General features: G+C 71.8%; 19 protein-coding genes. 10 read left to right on the forward strand and 9 right to left on the reverse strand.

The window, feature by feature from the left end; all coding sequences use genetic code 11:
* Positions 1 to 115: 115 nt before the first annotated feature.
* Positions 116 to 577, reverse strand: a complete 462-nt coding sequence (locus tag O7626_RS03905; RefSeq protein WP_278059320.1) for a hypothetical protein — start codon at positions 575 to 577, stop codon at positions 116 to 118.
* 236 nt (positions 578 to 813) lie between these two features.
* On the opposite strand from O7626_RS03905, the gene O7626_RS03910 reads away from it, so the two are divergent.
* The 3 genes from O7626_RS03910 to O7626_RS03920 all read left to right on the forward strand — a co-directional run bounded on the left by O7626_RS03910 (position 814) and on the right by O7626_RS03920 (position 2214).
* A complete protein-coding gene (locus tag O7626_RS03910) occupies positions 814 to 1161 on the forward strand; it encodes a hypothetical protein (RefSeq protein WP_278059322.1) in 348 nt (115 codons plus the stop codon).
* Between the two features lie 171 nt (positions 1162 to 1332).
* Entirely contained in the window at positions 1333 to 1572 is a 240-nt protein-coding gene (locus O7626_RS03915; RefSeq protein ID WP_278059324.1) for a hypothetical protein, read from the forward strand.
* A gap of 111 nt (positions 1573 to 1683) precedes the next feature.
* Positions 1684 to 2214 carry a hypothetical protein gene (locus O7626_RS03920; protein ID WP_278059325.1) on the forward strand — a complete coding sequence of 177 codons (531 nt, stop codon included), beginning with the start codon at positions 1684 to 1686 and terminating at the stop codon, positions 2212 to 2214.
* 42 nt (positions 2215 to 2256) lie between these two features.
* Here the strand turns inward: O7626_RS03920 and O7626_RS03925 are convergent, their stop codons facing one another.
* A complete protein-coding gene (locus O7626_RS03925) occupies positions 2257 to 2457 on the reverse strand; it encodes a hypothetical protein (protein ID WP_278059327.1) in 201 nt (66 codons plus the stop codon).
* A 99-nt stretch (positions 2458 to 2556) separates the two neighbouring features.
* Between O7626_RS03925 and O7626_RS03930 the strand changes: the two genes are divergently transcribed.
* Positions 2557 to 3429, forward strand: coding sequence for an HNH endonuclease family protein (locus O7626_RS03930; RefSeq protein WP_278059329.1), 873 nt, complete (start codon positions 2557 to 2559; stop codon positions 3427 to 3429).
* 65 nt (positions 3430 to 3494) lie between these two features.
* On the opposite strand, the gene O7626_RS03935 is transcribed toward O7626_RS03930, so the two are convergent.
* From O7626_RS03935 to O7626_RS03945, 3 genes are all read right to left on the reverse strand, one after another.
* Complete coding sequence (locus tag O7626_RS03935; RefSeq protein ID WP_278059331.1) at positions 3495 to 3977, reverse strand: class I SAM-dependent methyltransferase; 483 nt, start codon at positions 3975 to 3977, stop codon at positions 3495 to 3497.
* A gap of 370 nt (positions 3978 to 4347) precedes the next feature.
* Complete coding sequence (locus tag O7626_RS03940; RefSeq protein WP_278059333.1) at positions 4348 to 6096, reverse strand: condensation domain-containing protein; 1749 nt, start codon at positions 6094 to 6096, stop codon at positions 4348 to 4350.
* A 4-nt stretch (positions 6097 to 6100) separates the two neighbouring features.
* Positions 6101 to 6970 (reverse strand): hypothetical protein, encoded by an 870-nt coding sequence (locus O7626_RS03945; RefSeq protein ID WP_278059335.1) that lies wholly within the window; start codon positions 6968 to 6970, stop codon positions 6101 to 6103.
* Between the two features lie 204 nt (positions 6971 to 7174).
* On the opposite strand from O7626_RS03945, the gene O7626_RS03950 reads away from it, so the two are divergent.
* Genes O7626_RS03950 through O7626_RS03975 form a run of 6 tightly spaced genes read left to right on the forward strand, consistent with a single transcriptional unit; the run spans position 7175 to position 15823 of the window.
* Positions 7175 to 7459 (forward strand): phosphopantetheine-binding protein, encoded by a 285-nt coding sequence (locus O7626_RS03950; protein ID WP_278059336.1) that lies wholly within the window; start codon positions 7175 to 7177, stop codon positions 7457 to 7459.
* Complete coding sequence (locus O7626_RS03955; RefSeq protein WP_278059338.1) at positions 7456 to 9216, forward strand: AMP-binding protein; 1761 nt, start codon at positions 7456 to 7458, stop codon at positions 9214 to 9216. Before O7626_RS03950 ends, O7626_RS03955 begins: the two co-directional genes overlap by 4 nt.
* Positions 9213 to 10433: a pyridoxal-dependent decarboxylase, exosortase A system-associated gene (locus O7626_RS03960; RefSeq protein ID WP_278059340.1), complete on the forward strand. Its 1221-nt coding sequence runs from the start codon at positions 9213 to 9215 to the stop codon at positions 10431 to 10433. Before O7626_RS03955 ends, O7626_RS03960 begins: the two co-directional genes overlap by 4 nt.
* The gene (locus O7626_RS03965; protein ID WP_278059341.1) at positions 10430 to 11416 is read left to right on the forward strand and encodes an ABC transporter ATP-binding protein; all 987 of its coding nucleotides are present in this window, start codon (positions 10430 to 10432) and stop codon (positions 11414 to 11416) included. The genes O7626_RS03960 and O7626_RS03965 overlap by 4 nt, the downstream gene beginning before the upstream one ends.
* Positions 11406 to 12161 carry an ABC transporter permease gene (locus O7626_RS03970; protein ID WP_278059343.1) on the forward strand — a complete coding sequence of 252 codons (756 nt, stop codon included), beginning with the start codon at positions 11406 to 11408 and terminating at the stop codon, positions 12159 to 12161. Before O7626_RS03965 ends, O7626_RS03970 begins: the two co-directional genes overlap by 11 nt.
* Positions 12162 to 12214: 53 nt before the next feature.
* On the forward strand, positions 12215 to 15823 hold the full coding sequence (locus O7626_RS03975) for an SDR family NAD(P)-dependent oxidoreductase (protein ID WP_278059345.1): 3609 nt from the start codon (positions 12215 to 12217) through the stop codon (positions 15821 to 15823).
* Positions 15824 to 16097: 274 nt separating this feature from the next.
* On the opposite strand, the gene O7626_RS03980 is transcribed toward O7626_RS03975, so the two are convergent.
* From O7626_RS03980 to O7626_RS03995, 4 genes are read right to left on the reverse strand one after another with little or no spacing between them, the layout of a single operon-like run.
* Positions 16098 to 16883: a thioesterase domain-containing protein gene (locus tag O7626_RS03980; RefSeq protein WP_278059347.1), complete on the reverse strand. Its 786-nt coding sequence runs from the start codon at positions 16881 to 16883 to the stop codon at positions 16098 to 16100.
* A complete protein-coding gene (locus tag O7626_RS03985) occupies positions 16880 to 18046 on the reverse strand; it encodes an HAD-IIIC family phosphatase (RefSeq protein ID WP_278059348.1) in 1167 nt (388 codons plus the stop codon). The genes O7626_RS03980 and O7626_RS03985 overlap by 4 nt, the downstream gene beginning before the upstream one ends.
* Positions 18043 to 19176, reverse strand: coding sequence for an acyl-CoA dehydrogenase family protein (locus tag O7626_RS03990; RefSeq protein WP_278059349.1), 1134 nt, complete (start codon positions 19174 to 19176; stop codon positions 18043 to 18045). The genes O7626_RS03985 and O7626_RS03990 overlap by 4 nt, the downstream gene beginning before the upstream one ends.
* Positions 19177 to 19186: 10 nt before the next feature.
* On the reverse strand, positions 19187 to 19429 hold the full coding sequence (locus O7626_RS03995; RefSeq protein ID WP_278059350.1) for an acyl carrier protein: 243 nt from the start codon (positions 19427 to 19429) through the stop codon (positions 19187 to 19189).
* Positions 19430 to 19436 lie beyond the last annotated feature (7 nt).

Below are 19436 nucleotides of genomic sequence, written 5' to 3' on the forward strand. Positions count from 1 at the left end.
CAGGCGGCGCCCCGGGCGAACGCGTTCGCGGAACGCTGGGTACGAACGGTACGGCGGGTATGCCTGGACCGCCCGACGGCGGCTGGTGAGCTGCCGTCAGGGCGCCCAAAGCAACTCAGAAGTGGGGATCAAGTCCGGAGCCCCACCTGTAATTATCAGCGACATCGACGAAAAAATCGCACCGATTCAAGACTGCGGGCCAATTCTCGTTGTCCGGTATGAGCCACGAATCCATGATGTAATACCCGGATTGGGGAAGGAGAACGTCGTGCCAGGTGTACCATCCGGCGCCAAGCTTTATCTCACGACCGCCACAGTATTCCTTGGCCCTAACGTCGGGCTTGACCCACGGGAACCAACCATATGTGCCCTCGGCGAGCTCGATGCGGCGCTCTACATGGGAGGCTTGCATCGCTGGGAGCACGAGGTTGGTGAGAAACTGAGTTCTCAGGTTGAACGTCGTCGGGGCAGCCTGTGCCGGGCCAGTGGTGATTGGCAGGATCGCGGTGGTCGCCACCATGGCGGAGACCAAGAGATTCTTGATAAACGATCGGAGATTCTTGATAAACGATCGCACGACAGCCTCTCTTTCAAGGTGCCAGCTCCGATGGAGGCAAATTAGACCACACATCGGCTTCAGGCAGACTTCAGGCCATCGCAGCGGTTGAAAAGCTGGGGTCTGTGACGGTCATGGTGGTTCCGGTTCCAGGGCGAGTCCAGTCTGGGTGAGGAAGCCGGGGATCAGGTCGGGTCGATACTGGACGCGTTTTATTTCTGGTTCGGATGATCGCGGCGAGGTGGTCCACGCTGTCGATGGCCGGGTCCGTGTGGCAGACGCTCGCCCAGTTCTGCGCGGGCGTGCATGATCTGGACCTGCGTGACGTGACCGGGCCAGGGCACGGGGCGATGATCCTCACCGACGCTGCCGAGGCCACCGCCGAGACCTGGCGAGCACGGCTGGGCCGGGGCGACCTGGTGGGTATCGCCGCGACCGAGCTGCACGGCGGCTCCCGCGTTCAGGAGATCACCACCCGGGGGACTGCCGTCACGCATGCGCATCCCGGCGCTGTAGTGCCCGCCGGTGCGACGCAGGTAGGCCAGGTTGTCGACCCGGACGTGAGTTGTTGCGGCGGCAACGGCCTCGGCGGTTGCGTGGGGTAGCGGGACCTTGTGGGCGAGTCGTGCGGCGAGGAGGCCGTTACAGAGTCTGACGCTGGGAGCCTGGTCAGGGGTCCTGCACTGTTGCTTCGAGCACGAGAGCCCGGCTCTTGTTGTCCCCGCTGGCTGCCGCGGGCAACCGCCTGTTCTGTTGGCCTGCGGAAGGTGGGGCGGATGGACGAGAACGACGCGGTTGAGGACTTGGTGGAGAGGGTGGCGGCCCTTGATATCGGCAAGGTGGGCCTGGTGGCCTGTGTCAGGGTGCCTCATCAGCAGCGGCCGGGGCGCCGCCAGCAGGAGGTGCGGGAGTACGGCACGACGATGGGCGCGTTGGTGGGTCTGGCCGACGACCTGCGTCGGCAGGGTGTGACGTTAGCCTCGGTCTTTCACGGCAGCGGTGATCTTGAAGGTTGAGAACGCCCTTTAGAGTGTTGACGCTCACGTATTTCCCCTGGCTTGGGCTCATGTAATGGGACCGGCTCGTCCGATCCACAGGATGATGTGAGGCCGGTAGGGTCGTCGATCGTGAGCACTGAGGGTGATGCAGGGCTCGCCGGTCTGCTTCAGCGCGTCGTGGCCGACTTGCTCGCTTGGCTAGGCGAATATCCGGAGGATCGTGTCGACGCTGGGGCTTTGACCGCGATCCGGCAAAGCCTGGACTGGTTATCTCAGCAGCTCCGGGCCAGGCAAGGGGATCGGCTTGCGTCCGGCGTCATGGAAGAGACAGCGTTGAAGGTCGCTGCGGAGCTCTTCGTCGACTTGTCCTGGTGGTTGGATACCTGTCCAGACGAAGAGGTGGAGCTGGACGTGGCGGTGAGTGTGCTGGAGAACGGTGCGGCGTTCACCTATGAGCTGTCTGACGACCAGCGTCAACGGCTTGTCGAGGTTCTCGGCGAGCTGGCTGCGGCAGAACGGCATGAGGATCGTCGGCATGCGATATGCCAGCTCCCATTCGCGATCGGTCTCGTCGACGGCGAGGAACCCGAGTGCGAGATGCCGGCGGCTCGTGAGTGGGTTCGGCCCGAGGACCGGGCGAACGACCAGGCGAAGATCTAGCCGGCAAGCGCAGTCTTCGAGGCTTGGCGGGACGCACTGTAGTTAGAACGGCGACTGTCCCGGTTCAGTGGCTGGTGGTTCGCGGGTGTCGGCGGTCCAGTCCTCGATGTCGTCGGGCCATGGTGCAGGGCGGCCGTTGTCGTCCCAGAAGCCGGTTTCGGCGCCGGTGGCGTGCAGAACGGCGTTGAGTCGCTCGCGTTCGGCTCGGTCCGGGATATCGACGCCGGGCTCCGGACTGGTCATGTCGTGGCTTCGCCGCAGGTGTGGGGGTCGAGCGGTGGCGTGCCGGGAACCGTTGACGGGGCGGTGTCACGGAGCGCTTCCTGGCGGCGCAGCAGGCCGATGCCCGCTTCTGGCCGAGCGACCGTCAGGTCGCCGAGGCGCTCCGTTCCGCTCTACAAGGGGCTTTGCCGCGCGCCCGTCTCCGGATGCTGTTGGAGGCGGTCGAGGACCACCGTCGGACCGACAAGAGCGAGCAGAGCAGGTGCCCGCGAAACCTCACGGTCGAGCACGTCATGCCCCCGAGCATGGCGGGAGCACTGGGCAGCCGGTGTCGACGACGAGCAGGCGGCGGAGCACGACCTGCTGCTGCATACGCTCGGGAATCTGACGCTGGTCAACAAAAAGCTCAACCCGGCCTTGTCGAACCGACCCTGGACGGACGAACAGGCCAAGGAACGCGGACTCGGCTCGACCGGTAAGCGCACCGAACTGCTGATGCACGCCACCCTCAAGCTCAACGCTGACCTGGTGCGTGACCCAGCCGGTTCCTGGGACGAGGAGCGGATTCGGGCCAGGACCAAGGAACTGGCCCAAGCGGTTTTCGACATCTGGCCCGTGCCCGCCGGTGCGGTGGTGACGGGAATGAACCTCGACGAGGCGGAGCGTGATCCGGCGGAGAATGGCGAGGAGCAGCCGACCGGAGGAGGGACCGACGGAAGGTACGGACCGCTCACGGACTGGCTGCGGGCGCAGACCTCGGACGAGCCTCTGGTGAGCTTTGATCATCTTGAGGATATCCTTGGGCTCCCTCTTCCCGCATCCGCCAGAAACCACCTGCCGTACTGGTACTCGGCCGGCAACGCATTGGGGAAGGCGGTCGTCACGGCAGGCTTCAAGGCACGGGGCGTGAATATGACGAACGAAACTCTTGTGCTAACTCGTACGACGCCGAGTGGTGACGAAGTGCTTCCGGTGATCCGGCCGGTGCCGTGAGGCGTTCAACAGTCGCTGCTCGACGGGTCGGGCACCGGTGGCGGACCACCTCAACCCTGGCCGGCTCATGCCGTCGGTCTCGCGGTGACGCAGGTGAGTACCCGGCCGCGGCCACGGGCCTCGATCGAGCTGGTGGTGCTGAACCCCCGTGCCCGGAGCAACTGCTCGGTGGCGGTGAGGTTCGCCCTCGGGTGTCCGGAGACCGGCCGCTCGCCGAACACGTAGAGCCGGCCCCCCGGGGTCAGCAGCCGCCGCATCCGGTCGATCTGCCGGGTCGCGGCGCCCAGCCAGAAGAGGTTGACGTTCACGGTGAAGATCTTGTTGAAGTACCGGTTCGGGAGGTCCGCCGAGTCGAAGTCGGCGCAGCGGATCTCGACCGTGCCGGAACTGATGCGTCCCGCGTTGCGGGCGGTGGCGAGTCGCGCCATCGTCGCCGCCCGGTCGATCGCGACGATCCGGCCGGTGGCGAGCCGGTTGGCGACCAGCGAGACGGCCACCCCCCGACCGCAGCCGATCTCCAGCAGATGGTCGTGCGGACTCACGGTCATCGCCTCTACCGCCCAGAGCTGCCGATAGGTCGCGGGCGGCACGGAAGCCGACGTACCCGGCGCGGTGCGGGCGGGGTCGGTGACGAGACCCGTGGTTCGGGTCGGCACGGCACATCTCACCGCGTCACTCGCCGGTCCGGGTTCTGCTCATACACCCCATTGCACCTCTCTGGACGCCCGGCTGCACCGTGCCCTCGGTCACCAGGAGAGGACCCGGACACCGCCAGTACATCGCAGCGGGCCGTGGGCGGCAGGGTTACGCGGGTGGTAAAAGTTTCGACCAGGTGATGATCGCCCGAACCGCTCAGTGGTGCCCGTATCAGTGGCAACCAAGGCGCTTCACGGCTGAATGCCGCATGTCGGACGCGTCTCACGCGCCCCGGCCGGACCCTTCGGCCAGCGGCGGGTGCCAGCCGGCCGGGTCGGTCGGATCGTGCGGCGCCGCCCCGAACAGGACGTAGTGGCGCGGCGCCACTGCCGTGTGCCGGCCGGGCAGTGCGGCCAGGCAGGCGGCGTGCGCCTGTTCCGGGGTGGCGACGGACTCGCTCGCCGCCACGTACGCGACGAGTTGCCGGCCGTCCCGCTCCGGGAAGATCCGGGCCCGCCCGGCGCCGAAAACCTCCGTCAGCATCCGCTGCATCTCGGGCAATTCCACCCAGCTCGAATCGACGTACGACCAGTCCGGCCCGGACGGCGGGGGTGGTACCGCCAACACCTGCGCCAGCCGGGTGTGGTCCAGGTCGCCGTCGGCGGCAAGGACCAGCAGCCGCTCCACCGCGCGCAGCAGCGACTCGGCGACGTCGGCCGACAGCCGACCGGTGTCACCGGTCCAGAGCCGCAGGTGCAGCACGTCGTCGTACTCGAACAGGTCGAACCGGAGCAGGGTGAGGGTGCGCCGCATCGACTGCCGCGACACGGTGGTGGCGGCCAGCGCGGCGCGCACCTGCTCGGCGGTCGGCGGCGGCCGGTCGTCGGCCCGGTCCACCACCGGGCTGTTGAACAACGGCTCGAAACTGAAGTGGACACCCCGCTCCGAGCCGACCTCGCGGTCGATCTCGACCCGCCGGTCCACGTCGTAGATGCCGCGCTCGCTGGCGGCCACCACGGACAGCCACGCCCGGCGTACCAGCTCGTCGAAGTCGGCCGTGCCGACCTCGACCCGGGTCAGCACGGTCTGCACCAGCGTGCCGATGTGGCCGTGCAGGTGTCGTTCGAAGCGGTTGCTGGCGAGCGTGGGGAAGACCACGTCGGCCGACCCGGTCCGCTGGGCGAGCAGCGCGCAGACGGCGGCCAGCACGGCGCTCGGCCGGCTGCGGCCGGTGCGCGCCGCCTGTCGCCGCAGCGCCAGCGCTGCCGCCGGGGAGCGCAGTTCGACGGCCACCGACTCGGCCACCGCCGTGCCGCGCGGCGCCGGGTACAGGCAGGCCGGCATCCGGCGGAGCAGCTCCCGGCGGTAGCGCAGCGCCCGGTCCACCCGGCGGCGCAGCCTCGGCTCACTCTCCTGGATCGCCTGGTCCACCGGCTGGTGGCGCGGCGGGCCGGCCACCCGGGCGGCCGGATCGCCGAGCAGCTCGAAGAAGTCGCGCCCCAGCAGCGTCACCGCCTGTAGGTCGACGACCAGGTGCGACAGCCGTACGTGGCCGGCCAGCACCTGTCCGTCCCGCACCGCGAGCACGACCCAAATCGGCAGTTGCTCGGGGCGGCACGCCAGGCCGGGCCGCCACAGGTGCTCCAACTCGGCGGCGACGGCGTGCCGGTCGACCGGTTCCGGCGTGCCCGGCTCGACCTGGTAGGTCGCGATCGGCAGCACGCCGCTGCCCAGTACCCGCTGCCGTGGCTGGTCGCCGAGGGTGAAGACGGTGCGCAGCCCCTCGTACCTGGCGATCAGGGTGGCGAAGCTCTCCACCACGTCGGCGAGGCGCGTGCCGTCGGGAAAGACCATCGGGCTGCCGAGCGTCGTGTCGAACGCCTCCGGCGCATCCTCGATCCACTTGAGAATGTTGAGCTGGCCGTGCGTCAGCGCACCTTCTCGGGCGCGCAGCCCGGCGAAGCGGACCGCCGCCTCCGGCCCGGATGCCAGCACGATTCGCTGCGGCTCGACCAGCACGCTCCCGCTCATCGTGCTACGCCGCCTTCGCCCGAGCTGCCAGCAGCGCCCCGCCCAGTGGTCGGCCGCGATCCGCCGGCACCGCCCCGTCCGGCCGCAGCCAGCTGGCGGCCTGCACGCCGGCCTGGAAGCGACTGACCGAGTCCAGGCTGCGCAGCAACGCGGCCACGTGCCGCCGGCAGGTGCGCACCGACATGCCGAGCTTGCGGGCGATCACCTCGTCGGTGAAACCCTGGGCCATCAGCCTCGCGAGGGCGTACCGCAGGTCGTCGGCGACCGGCACGTACCCGGGGTGTTCGTCGGTGAACGGGACGCCGCCGTCCCACGACTGGTCGAAGAGGCCGACCAGGCAGCTAACGAGGTTGCGGTCGCGGACCCGCTGCGCGGTCGGCTGCCCGTCGTCGGCGGTGCCGAGCAGCACCGCCAACTCGCGGTCGAAGATGACCGCGTTCTGCGCGAGCTGGGCGACCGTGCGCACCTGGCCGCCGCCCTCGACCAGCCGAAGCGTGCGTGCCCGGTCGGCGAAGTCGGCCCGGTACCCGTGTGGGCACAGCACCCGGACGTCGATCCGGTGACCGGAGCCGGGGTGGTCGGTGAGCATGTCGACCATCTGCACGCCCTCCGGGGTCGAGTGCAGCATCAGGACGTCCGCGCGGCAGCCGTCCAGCGCGAGCTTGAGCAGGCCGCGCACCTCGGCGTCGCCGACCACCCAGTCGACCGCCGGGACCCGCCCGGCGGATCCCGGTGGGACGCCGGCCGGTGCGGGCGGATCGGCCGAGGGTGGTTCGGCGGTGGCGTCGAGGCTCTGCCAGAGCCGGTCGATAAGCGCGCGGTGCACGAAGACCGCACGTTCGGCCCGAGTGGCCAGTTCCCCGTTCGACACCATGGCGAAGCCTCCTCAGTACACCGCTCGGTGGCGGCCACAGCATCCGCGCCCCGGCTATCACGGCGCTATGCCGAGCCAATCACCACCATCACGCAGGGTGCTTCCTTGATGCTCCCTTGGTGACCGACTCCGAGATAACCGCGTGATAGCACCCTCTGGTTCGCTGCTGCGCGACCGGACCTCCCACGAACCTGAGGTGAGATCATGACGGCTGAGACAGGGACGATCGGGCAGGTGCCCCGGAGATTTCAGGAGATCGTACGGCCGTACCTGCCGTACGCCAGCGGGGCGGAGCTGTCCGCCGACGACGACCTGGCCGCGCTCGGCCTCGACTCGATGGGCGTGGTGCAACTGCTCGCCGCGGTGGAGGAGGGCTATCAGCTCCAGTTGCCGGACGAGCTGCTCGACCAGGAGAGCTTCAGCACGGTCGGCACCCTGTGGCAGACGGTGGCCGCCGTGCTGCCGCCCGAGCAGCGCGGCGAAAAATGACCGGCCTGGCCGCGCCGGACCGGCTCGACGACCTGATCGGTTGTGGCGAGCCGGAGCAGCCGGCGGTGACGTTCCGGGACGCGACGCTCAGCTACCGGCAGTTGCGCCACGAGGTCGTCCGGGCCGCTGCCGGGCTGCGCGACCTGGGGGTCCGCCGGGGCGACCGGGTCGTGGTCCACCTGGAGAAGCGCCTGGAGACGGTGGTGGCCCTGCTGGCGGTGGCCCGGGCCGGCGCCGTCGTGGTGCCGGCGAACCCGGTCTTCCGGCCCCGCCAGCTCGGCCACGTGGTCGCGGACTGCGCGGCCACCGCGATCGTCACCACGCCGGACCGGTACGACCTCGGCCGGGACGAACTGCGCCGGACCACCTCGGTCCGCCACGTCATCCTGGTCGGCTCGGACGGCACCGAACCGACTGCCGACGCGACGACCGGTTCGACGGTCGACGGGCGGCTCGCCGGTTCGACGGTCGACGGCCCGCTCGCCGGTTCGACCGCCGACGGCCCGCTCACCGGTTCGACCGCCGACGGGCGGCTCGCCGACTCGACCGCCGACGGAGTGACCGACGGGCGGGCGGTCGACGGGCCGGCACACGGTCTGCCGTGGCGGGTCGTCGGTTGGGAGTCGCTGGACGGCCCCGACACCGGTGCGGTCCGGGTGATCGACGAGGACGTCGCCGCGATCCTCTACACCTCCGGCAGCACCGGCGGCCCGAAGGGCGTCGTGCTGACCCACCGGAACCTGATCGCCGGTGCCCGGAGCGTGGCCGGCTATCTCGGCCACACCGCCGACGACGTGATTCTGGCGGCGCTGCCGCTGAGCTTCGACGCCGGTCTCAGCCAGCTCACCACCACCCTGATCGCCGGCGGCCACGTGGTGCTGGTGAACTTCCTGCTGCCCGGCGAGGTCGTCAAGGCGTGTGCCCGACACCGTGTCACCGGCCTCACCGGGGTACCGCCACTGTGGATCAAGCTGGCCGCGCCGGACTGGCCGGCCGCCGCGACCCGCCAGCTGCGGTACTTCGCCAACACCGGGGGCCGGATGTCGAAGACGACCCTGGACCGGCTGCGGTCGCTGTTCCCCGATGCCCGGCCGTTCCTGATGTACGGGCTGACCGAGGCGTTCCGGGCCACCTATCTCGACCCGCGGGAGGTGGACCGGCGACCCGACTCGATCGGCCGGGCCATCCCGAACGCGGAGGTGCTCGTCGTGCGGCCGGACGGCCAGGAGTGCGAGCCGTACGAGCACGGCGAGATCGTCCAGCGCGGCGCGCTGGTGGCCCGCGGCTACTGGAACGACCCGGAGCGCACCGCGTCGCGGTTCCGCCCCCTGCCCGGCGGTGTCCGGGACGCCCGCGCCGAGTGCGGCCGCCCGGAGATCGCGGTCTGGTCCGGTGACCTGGCGTACCGGGACGAGGAGGGCTTCCTCTACTTCGTGGGACGTACCGACGAAATGATCAAGACCTGCGGCTACCGGGTCAGCCCCACCGAGATCGAGGAGGCGGCGTACGCCACCGGCCTGGTCGTCGAGGCGGTGGCGCTGGGCCGACCGGACGAGCAGATCGGCGAGCACATCGTGCTGGTGGTCGCCGGGGACACCGACGAACGGACGCTGCGCACGGCGCTTTCCGGAACACTGCCGGGATACCAGCGGCCCCGCGAGGTGGTGATCCGGGCGCAGTTGCCCCGCTCGCCGAACGGCAAGTTCGACCGGGCCGAGCTGCGGCGGCAACTGGGCACCGACGGAGGGGCGTCGTGACCGCCCCCGGGATCCCGGCCGGCTACCCCCGGCGAGACGGACAGCTGACCGTCGGCGGCATCCCGCTCGACCGGCTCGCCGCCCGGGTGGGCGGTACGCCGTTCTTCGCGTACGACCGCAGCCTGGTCACCGAGCGGGTGGCCCGGGTACGGGCGGCGCTGCCCGGGGTGCACCTGCGGTACGCGGTCAAGGCCAACCCGATGCCGGCGCTGCTGGCCCAACTGGGTCGGCTGGTCGACGGCTTCGACGTGGCCTCCGCGCGGGAGATGCGGCACGCGCTGGACACCGGGGTGCCGGCGGACCGGATCAGCTTCGCCGGGCCGGGCAAGACCACCGAAGAACTCTCCGCCGCGGTCGCCGCGGGCGTCACCGTGGAGGTCGAGTCGCCGGGTGAGCTGGAGCGGCTCCGGGTGGTGGGCGAGGGGCTCGGCATCCGGGCCAGCGTGGCGGTGCGGGTCAATCCCGACTTCGCGGTGACGGGCTCCGGGATGCGGATGGGCGGTGGCCCGCAGCAGTTCGGCACCGACGCCGAGCGGGTGCCGGAGCTGCTTGCCGCGATCGGCCGGTACGGCCTGGCGTTCGACGGCTTCCACGTCTTCGCCGGCTCGCAGAACCTCGACGCCGAGCGGATCTGCCAGGCGCAGCGCCGGACGGTCGAGCTGGTCGTGAAGCTCGCCGGGGAGGCACCGGGGCCGGTCCGGCACCTGAACATCGGCGGCGGCTTCGGCATACCGTACTTCCCGAAGGACCGGCCGCTGGATCTCGCGCCGATCGGCGAGAACGTGGCGCGGCTGATCGACGACCTGGTGCGGCCGTTGCTCGGCGACGCCGAGATCGTCGTCGAACTGGGCCGGTATCTGGTCGGCGAGGCGGGCGTGTACGTGACCCGGGTGGTGGACCGCAAGGTCTCGCGGGGCACCACCTATCTCGTCGTGGACGGTGGGATGCACCACCAGTTGGCCGCGTCCGGCAACTTCGGCCAGGTGATCCGGCGCAACTACCCGATCGCGGCCGGCCGGGTCGGCGCCGGCGAGCCGGAGACGGTGACGGTGGTGGGCTCGCTCTGCACCCCGCTCGACCTGCTCGGCAAGGCGGTGTCGCTGCCTCCGACCGGTCCCGGCGACCTGGTCGTGGTGTTCCAGGCGGGCGCCTACGGGCTCACCGCCAGCCCGGTCGGTTTCCTCAGCCATCCCGAGCCGGTCGAGGTGCTGGTGTGAACGAGCTCGCGCAGGCGGCGCCGTCACCCGCCGCGGACGGTGGCGGCACGCCGGGCCGGACCGTCCCGGCCGGACTAGCGGGCCGGACCGTCTCGGCCGGACATGCCGGCACGGCTTCCGGCGAGCCGTCGAAGGCCGGCGCCGACATCGTGCTCGAAGCCGTGGACCTGCGGAAACGGTACGGTGCCATCCAGGCGCTGGACGGCTTCTGCCTGACCGTGGCGGCCGGTGAGGTGGTCGGCCTGGTCGGCCACAACGGCGCGGGCAAGACCACCTTCCTGGAGATGGTGGCCAGCCTGGTCCGGCCGGACAGCGGCCGGATCACCGTCGACGGCGCGGATCCGCTGCACAGCCGGGGCGTGGTGGGGATCTGTCCGCAGCACATCGCGCTCTATCCGTCGGCGACGGTCCGGGAGCACCTGCGGCTGTTCGGCGGCATCAACGGGCTGCGCCGCCGCGCGCTGCGCGGCGAGATCGACAGGCTGGCCGCCGGGCTGCGACTCACCGAGATCATCGACCGGCGGGTCGGCGTACTCTCCGGAGGGCAGCAGCGGCGGACCCAGGCGGCCGTGGCGCTGATCCACCGGCCCCGGCTGATGTTGCTGGACGAGCCGACCGCGGGCGCCGACCCGGAGACCCGCCAGGCGGTGCTCGACGTGGTCAGGGACCGGGCCGCCGAGGGCGGCTCGGTCGTCTACACCACCCACTACCTGCCCGAGTTGACCGAACTGCGGGCCACCATCGCGGTCGCCCGGCGCGGCCGGGTGATCGCCCGGGGTACCGGCGCGGAGCTGCTGGAGCGGCTGCCGGGCCAGGTGCGGGTGCGGTTCGCGGACGACGAGGTGCAGATGTCCACGATGGACACTACCGGCACCCTCGTGACGCTGTTGCACTCGGCCACCGCCCCGGTCACCGAGGTCGAGATCCGCAAGCCGTCCCTGGACGATCTCTACCGGTCGCTGGCGGTGTCCGATGATCAGTGACGCACTGCACAGCACCGCCGTGCAGATCCGGCACAACGTACTGCTGCGGCTGCGCGACCCGGCCCAGATCGTCAGCTACGTCTTCCTGCCGATGGCGCTGATGCTGGTCTTCGAGCCGCTGTACCGGCGGGCCCTCGACGGCGGCACGTTGCAGACCGTCACCGGCCCGCTGATCCTGTTCTCCGTCTTCGCGCTCGGCGTGGTCGGCAACGCGGTACTCACCGAACGCGAGTGGCGCACCTGGGACCGCCTGCGGGCCTCCCGCGCCTCCCGCACGTCGCTGCTGCTCGGCAAGGCGGTTCCGGTCTTCGCCGTACTGCTGGTCCAGCAGACGGTGCTGCTGGTCTTCGGCTGTGCGGTGGTCGGCCTGCCGGTGCCGCGCAACCTCCTCCTCGTCGCCCTCGCCGTGCTGCTGTGGGGCTTCGCGGTGCTCGCGGCCGGTACCGCCCTGGCCACCGTGGTGCGCAGCCGTGGCGATCTGATGCTCGCCACCGACCTCGGTGCGATCCTGGTCGGCTCGCTCGGCGGCGCACTGGTGCCGGTGGACCTGATGCCCGGCTGGCTGCGGAACGTCGCGCCGGCCTCACCCGGCTACTGGGGACTGGCACTGATGCAGGACGCCGTCCAGGGCGACCTCGGCGGGATGCTGGTGCCCGCACTCGTCGTCGCCGGGATGGGCCTGGCCCTCGCCGTGTTCGCCACCTACCGACTGTCCCGTGGCTGGGGACGCAGCCACCTGCTCTGACCCCGCCGACCCAGCTCGACCATCGCGCAACGATCCGCGACCGGAGGGATGACGTGACCGAGGCAACCTACGACTCCGCTGTCGCCATCGTCGGGATGTCGGGGCGCTTCCCCGGCGCAGCCGACACCGACGAACTGTGGCGCAACCTGGCTGCCGGACTACCCGGCCTGCGCACCATCAGCTCCGACGAGCTGCGCGCCGCGGGCCTGGACCCCGAAGCCGCCGCCGCCGACCCGACGTACGTCGCGGTCGGCGGCCCGCTGCGCGACATCGAGGAGTTCGACGCCGGGGTGTTCGGCTTCAACCCGCAGGAGGCGGCCACCATGGAGCCGCAACACCGGCTGTTCCTGGAGTGCGCCTGGGAGGCTCTGGAGCGGGCCGGCTACTGCCCGACGGAGACACCCGGGCAGGTGGGCGTCTTCGCCGGCTGCGGCTTTCCGGACTATCTGACCCGCAACCTCGACGGGCTCGACGACGAACCGGGCGGGCACCTGCTGCTGGCCGCCGGCAGCGAACGGGACTCGCTGACCTCACTCGTCGCCTACAAGCTCGGGCTGCGGGGGCCGAGCATCACCGTCCAGACCTTCTGCTCCACCTCGCTTGTCGCGGTCCACCAGGCGTGCCAGAGCATCCTCACCTACGAGTGCGACATGGCGCTGGCCGGCGGTGCGGCGATCGGGCTGCCACAGCCGGCCGGCTACCGCTACGAGCAGGGCGGCATCCTCTCCCCGGACGGGGTGGTACGCAGCTTCGACGCGGCGGCGACCGGCAGTGTGATGGGCAACGGGGTCGGCGTGGTGGCGCTGAAGCGGATGACCGACGCGGTGGCCGACGGCGCCCCGATCCTCGCCGTCATCCTCGGCTCCGCGGTCAACAACGACGGCTCGGCCCGGGCCGGTTACCCGGCGCCCGGAGTGGACGGCCAGGCCGAGGTCATCGAGTCCGCGATGACGGTGGCCGGGGTCAAACCCGAGACCGTCGGGTACGTCGAGTGCCACGCCACCGGCACCGTACTCGGCGACGCCGTCGAGCTGGCGGCGATGACCCGGGCCTTTCCCGCCGGCCGCGCGGAGCCGTGCGTGCTGGGTACGCTCAAGCCGAGCATCGGCCACCTCGACCGCGCCTCCGGCGTGACCGGCCTGATCCGGGCCACCCAGGCGCTGCGGCACGGCACGCTGCCGGCCACCCCGAACTTCGGCACGCCGAACAGCGCGCTGGCCGCCGCCGGGGACCGGTTCGCCGTGCTCGACCGGCAGCGGCCGTGGCCGGCGGGGCCGCACCCGCGCCGGGCCGGGGTGAGTTCGTTCGGTCTGGGCGGCACCAACGCGCACGTGGTGCTCCAGGAGGCACCTCCGGTCCCGGCCCGCACCCCGCGCCCCGGCCCGCACCTGCTCACCTTCTCGGCCGCCGACCCGGCCGCGCTCAACGCGCTGACCGAGCGGTTGCACGGGCATCTGCGTACCGCCGACGAGGCGGAACTGGCCGACGTCGCGTACACCCTCCAGGTGTCACGCGGCCAGTTCGCGCTGCGCCGCGCGGTCGTCTGCCGCGACCTCGCCGACGCCGTGTCGGCGCTGGACGAGCCGGAACGCTGGCTGGACGGCGAGCCCTCCCGGCGCGACCCGACGGTCCGGCTGGTGAACGCCACGGGGCAGGTCACCGCCTGGTTCGAACGGCTCTCGGTACGCCTCGGCGACGGCCCGGTCGAGGTTGTGGTGCCGGCCGAGCCGAGCGAGGAGTGGCTGCTCGGCACGCTGGCCCGGCTCTGGCTCGACGGCTGCGCCGTGGACTGGCCCGCCCTGCACGAGGGCCGGGGGCGGCGCGTGCCGCTGCCGACGTACCCGTTCCAGCGCCGCCGGCACTGGGTCGAGCCGAAACAGCGGGCGGAACCGCCTGGGTACACCGGCTGGACCTACCTGCCGAGCTGGCGGCAGCGGCCGCTGCCCGAGCTGGACCTGGACGCCCGGCTCCGCGCCGCCGGGCCGTGGCTGGTGCTCTCCGCCGACCCGCGCGGCGAGGCCCTGGTCGACCGGCTCACCCGGGCCGGCGCCGAGGTCAGCACGGCCCGCCCCGGAGACGCGTTCGGGCTGACCGACGACGGCGACTTCGTCGTCGGCGACGACCTGGCCGAGCTGTTCGACTCGCTGCTGGTAGCGCCGCGCACGATCGTGCACGGCTGGAGCCTCGGCAGTCCCGACGGTCCCGGCAGTTCCGGCGGTCCCGCCAGCCTCGGGGGACCCGGCGGGCACGCCCGGGACCGGCGCGGATACGGCGCGGCGCTGCAGATCGCCGGCGCCCTCGCCGGCGACGGGTACGCCGGCCCGACCGAACTCGTGCTGCTCACCTCCGGAGCGGTCGGGGTCACCGGTGGCGACCTGCGCGACCCCGGCCAGGCCGCGGTCGGTGCGCTCGCACCGACCCTGATGTCGGAGAACGACGCGCTGCGCTGCCGGCACGTCGACGTCGACGACCGGACCGACGCCGAGGTGCTGCTCGGCGTGCTGGCACAGCCGCACGAGGGACCGGTCGCGATCCGCTGCGGCGAACCGTGGCTGCGCCACTTCGAGCCGTTGCCGCTGGAGGAGCGCCGGCCGCCGCTCGGGTCGACCAGCACGGTGCTGATCACAGGTGGCCTCGGCGACGTCGGGATGGCCCTGGCCCGACACCTGGCCGACCGGTACGGCTGCCGGCTGGTGCTGACCGGGCGCACCGAACTGCCGCCGCGCGAGACGTGGCAGGCGTACCTCGACGGCGGCGCGGACGGCCGGGCGGCCCGACACGTGCGCAACGTTCTCGACCTGGAGGCGCGGGGCGCCCGGGTGCTCGCCTGCTCGGCCGACGTGGCCGACGTGCGGCAGATGCGCGCGGTGGTGGACACCGCCGTCGAGCGGTTCGGCGGAATCGACGTGGTGGTGCACGGGGCGGGCGCCCAGGATCCCCGCTACTTCACCATGGCGCACCAGGCCGACGAGGCGACCAGCGAGGCGCACTTCCGGACCAAGGTGACCGGCTTCCTGGCCCTGCAGGAGGCGCTCGCGGGCCGGTGTGACGGCCCCCGACTGACCCTGTCGTCGATCGCCGCGGTGCTCGGCGGGCCGGCCCTCGGCCCGTACGCCGCCGCCAACGCCGTGCTCGACGCCGCGGCGCGGGCGGCCCGACGGGACGGCCACGGTCGCTGGACCACTGTGGACTGGGACACCTGGGCGGTGGACCCGCGACGGGCCGGCGGCGTGTTCCAGATGACGGTCGAGGAGGGTGCCGGCGTCTTCGAACGCGTCCTCGCGGCGGCGGGCCGGCTCGGTCACGTGGTGGTCTCCACCGGTCCGCTGGCGGAGCGGGTACGGCGCTGGGTGGTCGGGGACGAGGGTCCGGACCGGGCCGACGCGGTCCGTCCCAGCCACCCCCGGCCGAACCTGGACACCGCGTACGTCGAACCGGCCGGCGAGCTGGAGGCGGCCATCGCCGGCGTCTGGGCGGAGGTGCTCGGCCTGGCCGAGGTGGGCGCGGTCGACAACTTCTTCGAGCTGGGCGGCCACTCGCTGGTCGCCATCCAGGTGGCGGCCCGGATCCGGGACACGGTGCGGGCGGCGGTGCCGGTGACGGCGATCGTGGAGAACCCGACGGTACGCCAGCTCGCCGCGACGATCCGGTCCGAGAGCTGACGCGGACGCCGGAGACCGACCCCGGCGGGACCGACGGAAGTCGTCCCCGTCCCGCCCGGCGGATGCCGGCCCCGTGAGGCGGGGTGGTTCGCCGTTCCGCCCGCACGGCGGCTTGCCGGCCCGTCCCGCACGGTTGCCTGCCGGGACCTGCGCCACGCGGTTGCCTGCCGGGGCCTGCGCCGCACGCCGGCCGGCCGGACGGACGGGGCCGGGCCGGGCCGGGCTCGGGCTGACGAAGCCCGAGCCCGGCCCGGCAGGGGGCGGGGGAGAAGGTCTAGCAGGCGATCCCGCCGCGCAGCGCCTCGGCGATGTGCCGGTGCGTCACCGCGGCCTGTTCGAGTACGGCGAAGTGGCCACCGGTCAGGGTGTGCAGCCGGAACGGCCCGGCGGTGTGCCCGGCCCAGGCCTCCATGTCGCCGGGGCCGACCCGGGGGTCGGCGGTGGCGGCCAGCGCGGTGACCGGCACCGCCAGCGGACGCCCCGGGCGGTACGCGTAGTTCTCCTTGACCACGAAGTCCGCCCGGAACGGCGGCAGGAACATCCGCAGCAGCGACGGCTCGGCGAGCAACCCGGGCGGGGTGCCGCCGAGCCGACTCATCAGGGCGGCGATCTGCGCGTCGCTCATCGTGCTGACCCGGGGACCGGTCTCCGCGCTGCGGTCGGGTGCCCCGCAGCCGGACACGAACAGGTGCACCGGCGCGGGACCGCCGAGGTCCCGGATCCGGCGCACCACCTCGTATCCGACCAGGGCGCCGAGGCTGTGCCCGTAGACCGCGTACGGCTGGGAGCCGCCGTCGAGGACCTGGCGGACCGCGCGGGCGAACTCGTCGGCGAGCGGCTCCATCCGTTCGTGCTGCGGCTCCGCGAGCCGGCCCTCGCGGCCCGGCGGCTGCAACGGGCAGACCGCCACCCCGGGCAGCCGGCCGATCCACGGGCGGAAGACGGAGGCACTGGCACCGGCGTGCGGCAGGCAGAACAGCCGCAGCGCGCCGTCCGGTACCCCGTACGGCAGCACCCGGCGGGCGGCGCCGGTCCGGACGGCGGTCATGGGTACGGTCACGGCAGGATCTCCAACCGGACGTGCGGCGACGGCTCCTGGAGGTTCGCCAGGTCGGCGGCGAGCACGATCCGCTGGCCGTCCCGGCTCACCTCGGTGAAGCCGCTGAACGCGTAGGTGATCCGCATCATCCGGTTGCGGTCGGTCTCCACGAAGTCGGCGTGCAGCGCCGCCCCCGCGTCGGCGGCGAGTCGCATGACGTGGTTGAGCAGCACCATGCCGACCCCCCGGGACATCACCCGGCAGGACATCAGCAGCATCCGCAGCCGCCACAGCGCCGGGTCCCGCCGGTCCACCAGGGCCAGGCCGATCTTCCCGTAGCTGCCGAACCGGTCGGTCAGCGAGGCGACCAGCAGCAGGTGTTCGGGATCCTGGCGCAGCTCGTCGAGTTCGTCGTAGGAGTACGTCCGGCCGGTCGCGTTGAGCTGGTTGGTGCGTACCGTCAGCTCCTCCGCGCGTTGCAGGTCGACCTGGCGGGCCGGCGCGATGGTGAAGACCATCTCCAGCCCGGCCAGGAACTCGTCGTCGGTGCCGACGAACTCCCGGGCGAGTTCGTCCCGGACCAGCTGTCCCTGGTACATCTCGCGGCGCCGGGCGGACTCGTCGGTGACGAACCGGGGCACGAACTCGGGCCGGGCCAGCGCCTCGTCGACGTCGGTCACGTCGACACAGGTCACCTCGGGCAGCATGTGCGCCACCTCGGCCAGCTCGAACGGCTGGTCGTCGACGAAGGCGAACGCGTCGAGGCCCAGGTTGAGCGTCTTTGCGATGTGCCGGATCGAGTCGGACTTGGCGTTCCAGTTCGCCTGTGGGCAGAGGAACAGGTCCGCCACGCCGAGTTCGTCGAGCTTGGCGAGCGCGGCCCGCGGGTCGTTCCGGCTGGCGACGGAGTGCAGCACACCCATCCGGTCGAGCCGCCGGATCTGCGCCAGCACCCCCGGCCGCAGCGTGACCTGGTCACCCTCCAGCAGGGTGCCGTTCCACAGGGTGTTGTCCAGGTCCCACACCACGCACTTGATCCGCCCCTGCCTGGGCTTGCCGGTGGGCGGCTGCCCGAGCGAGCCGGCCGCCGGGCCCGACGGTGCCGGCGGTGCCGGCTCGAACGCCGCCGGGGCGCTCGGTGGGCCGGGCGCGGTGGCGACCGCGCTGTCCCGCAGCGGGCTCACCGGACCTTCCCCCGGTATGCCTCGGCGGCAATCATGGTCCGCTGCACCTCGGTGCTCCCTTCGATGATTTCCATGACCTTCGCGTCCCGGTAGTACCTGGCGACCGGGTACTGCGGGCTGCATCCGTTGGCCCCGTGGATCTGCACCGCCTCTGCCGCGTGCCGGGCGGCGGCGGTCGAGGTGAAGTACTTCGCGATCCAGGTCGCCATCAGGGTCGCCGAGTCACCGGCGTCCTTGAGCCGTCCCGCGTCGGCGAGCAGCAGCCGGCCGGCGCGCAGATCGGTGACCATGTCGGACATCTTGGCCTGGATGAGTGGCAGATCCCGCAGCGGCCGGCCGCCGACGACGCGCTGCTCGGTGTACGCCGCACACGCCTCCAGACAGGCCCGGATGATGCCGGCCGAGCCGCTGCCGACGCTGTACCGGCCGAGGTCCAGTACGCCGGTCAGCACCATGCCGCTGGCGAACGCGCTCGGGCCGAGCAGCGCGTCCGGCCCCAGCTCGACCTCGTCGAACGCCACCTCGGCGAGCATCGAGGCCCGGGTGCCGAGCATGTCGTCGATCGGCCGTACCGCCACCCCCGGGGCCTCGCGCGGCACCAGGAACGCGACGGTGCCGGCGTCGAGCCGGGCGAAGACCAGGAACAGGTCGGCCCGCTGGCCGTTGGTGATCCATTTCTTGACGCCGGTCAGCCGCCACCCGCCGCCGTGCGCGACCGCCCTGGTCACGATGGCCGAGGTGTCGCTGCCGGCCTCGGGCTCGGAGAGGCAGAAGGCGCCCAGCGTACGGCCGGCGGCCAGCGCCGGCAGCCAGCGCTCGCGTTGGGCTTCGTCGCCGAAGCGTTGCACCGCCCAGGCCACCATGCTGTGCACGGTGAGCAGGCTGCGCACCGACGAGCAGCCGCGGCCGATCTCCTCGTGCAGGGTGCCGAAGCCGACCATGTCCAGGCCCTGCCCACCCACCGCGACGGGCAGGAACGGTGCCCACAGCCCGGCCGAGGAGATCCTTTCCAGCAGGTCTTCCGGGATGGCGCCGGCGCGGTCCCAGGCATCGGCGTACGGCACGATGTAGGCATCCACGAACTCGCCGGTGGCGTCCAGGTAGATTCCCCGTTCCATGGCGCTCGTCATCGCGGCCTTCCTAGGCGGTGACCGACAGCTGCCGCTCGACCAAGGCGGTTATCGAGTCGACCGTACGGAAGTTGTCGATCTTCAGGGCGTCGTTCGGGACGCTGATGCCGAACTCCTTCTCCACGAACATCACCAGTTCCATCGCGAAGAGCGAGTTGACGAACCCGAGCGAGAAGATGTCCTCGCTCCCGGTGAGTTCGGCCTGCGGGAACCGTGCGGTGATGAATCCGAGAACGCGCTGCCTGATCTCCATCTGCATC

Source organism: Micromonospora sp. WMMD1102 (assembly GCF_029626265.1).
Taxonomy (GTDB): Bacteria; Actinomycetota; Actinomycetes; order Mycobacteriales; family Micromonosporaceae; genus Plantactinospora.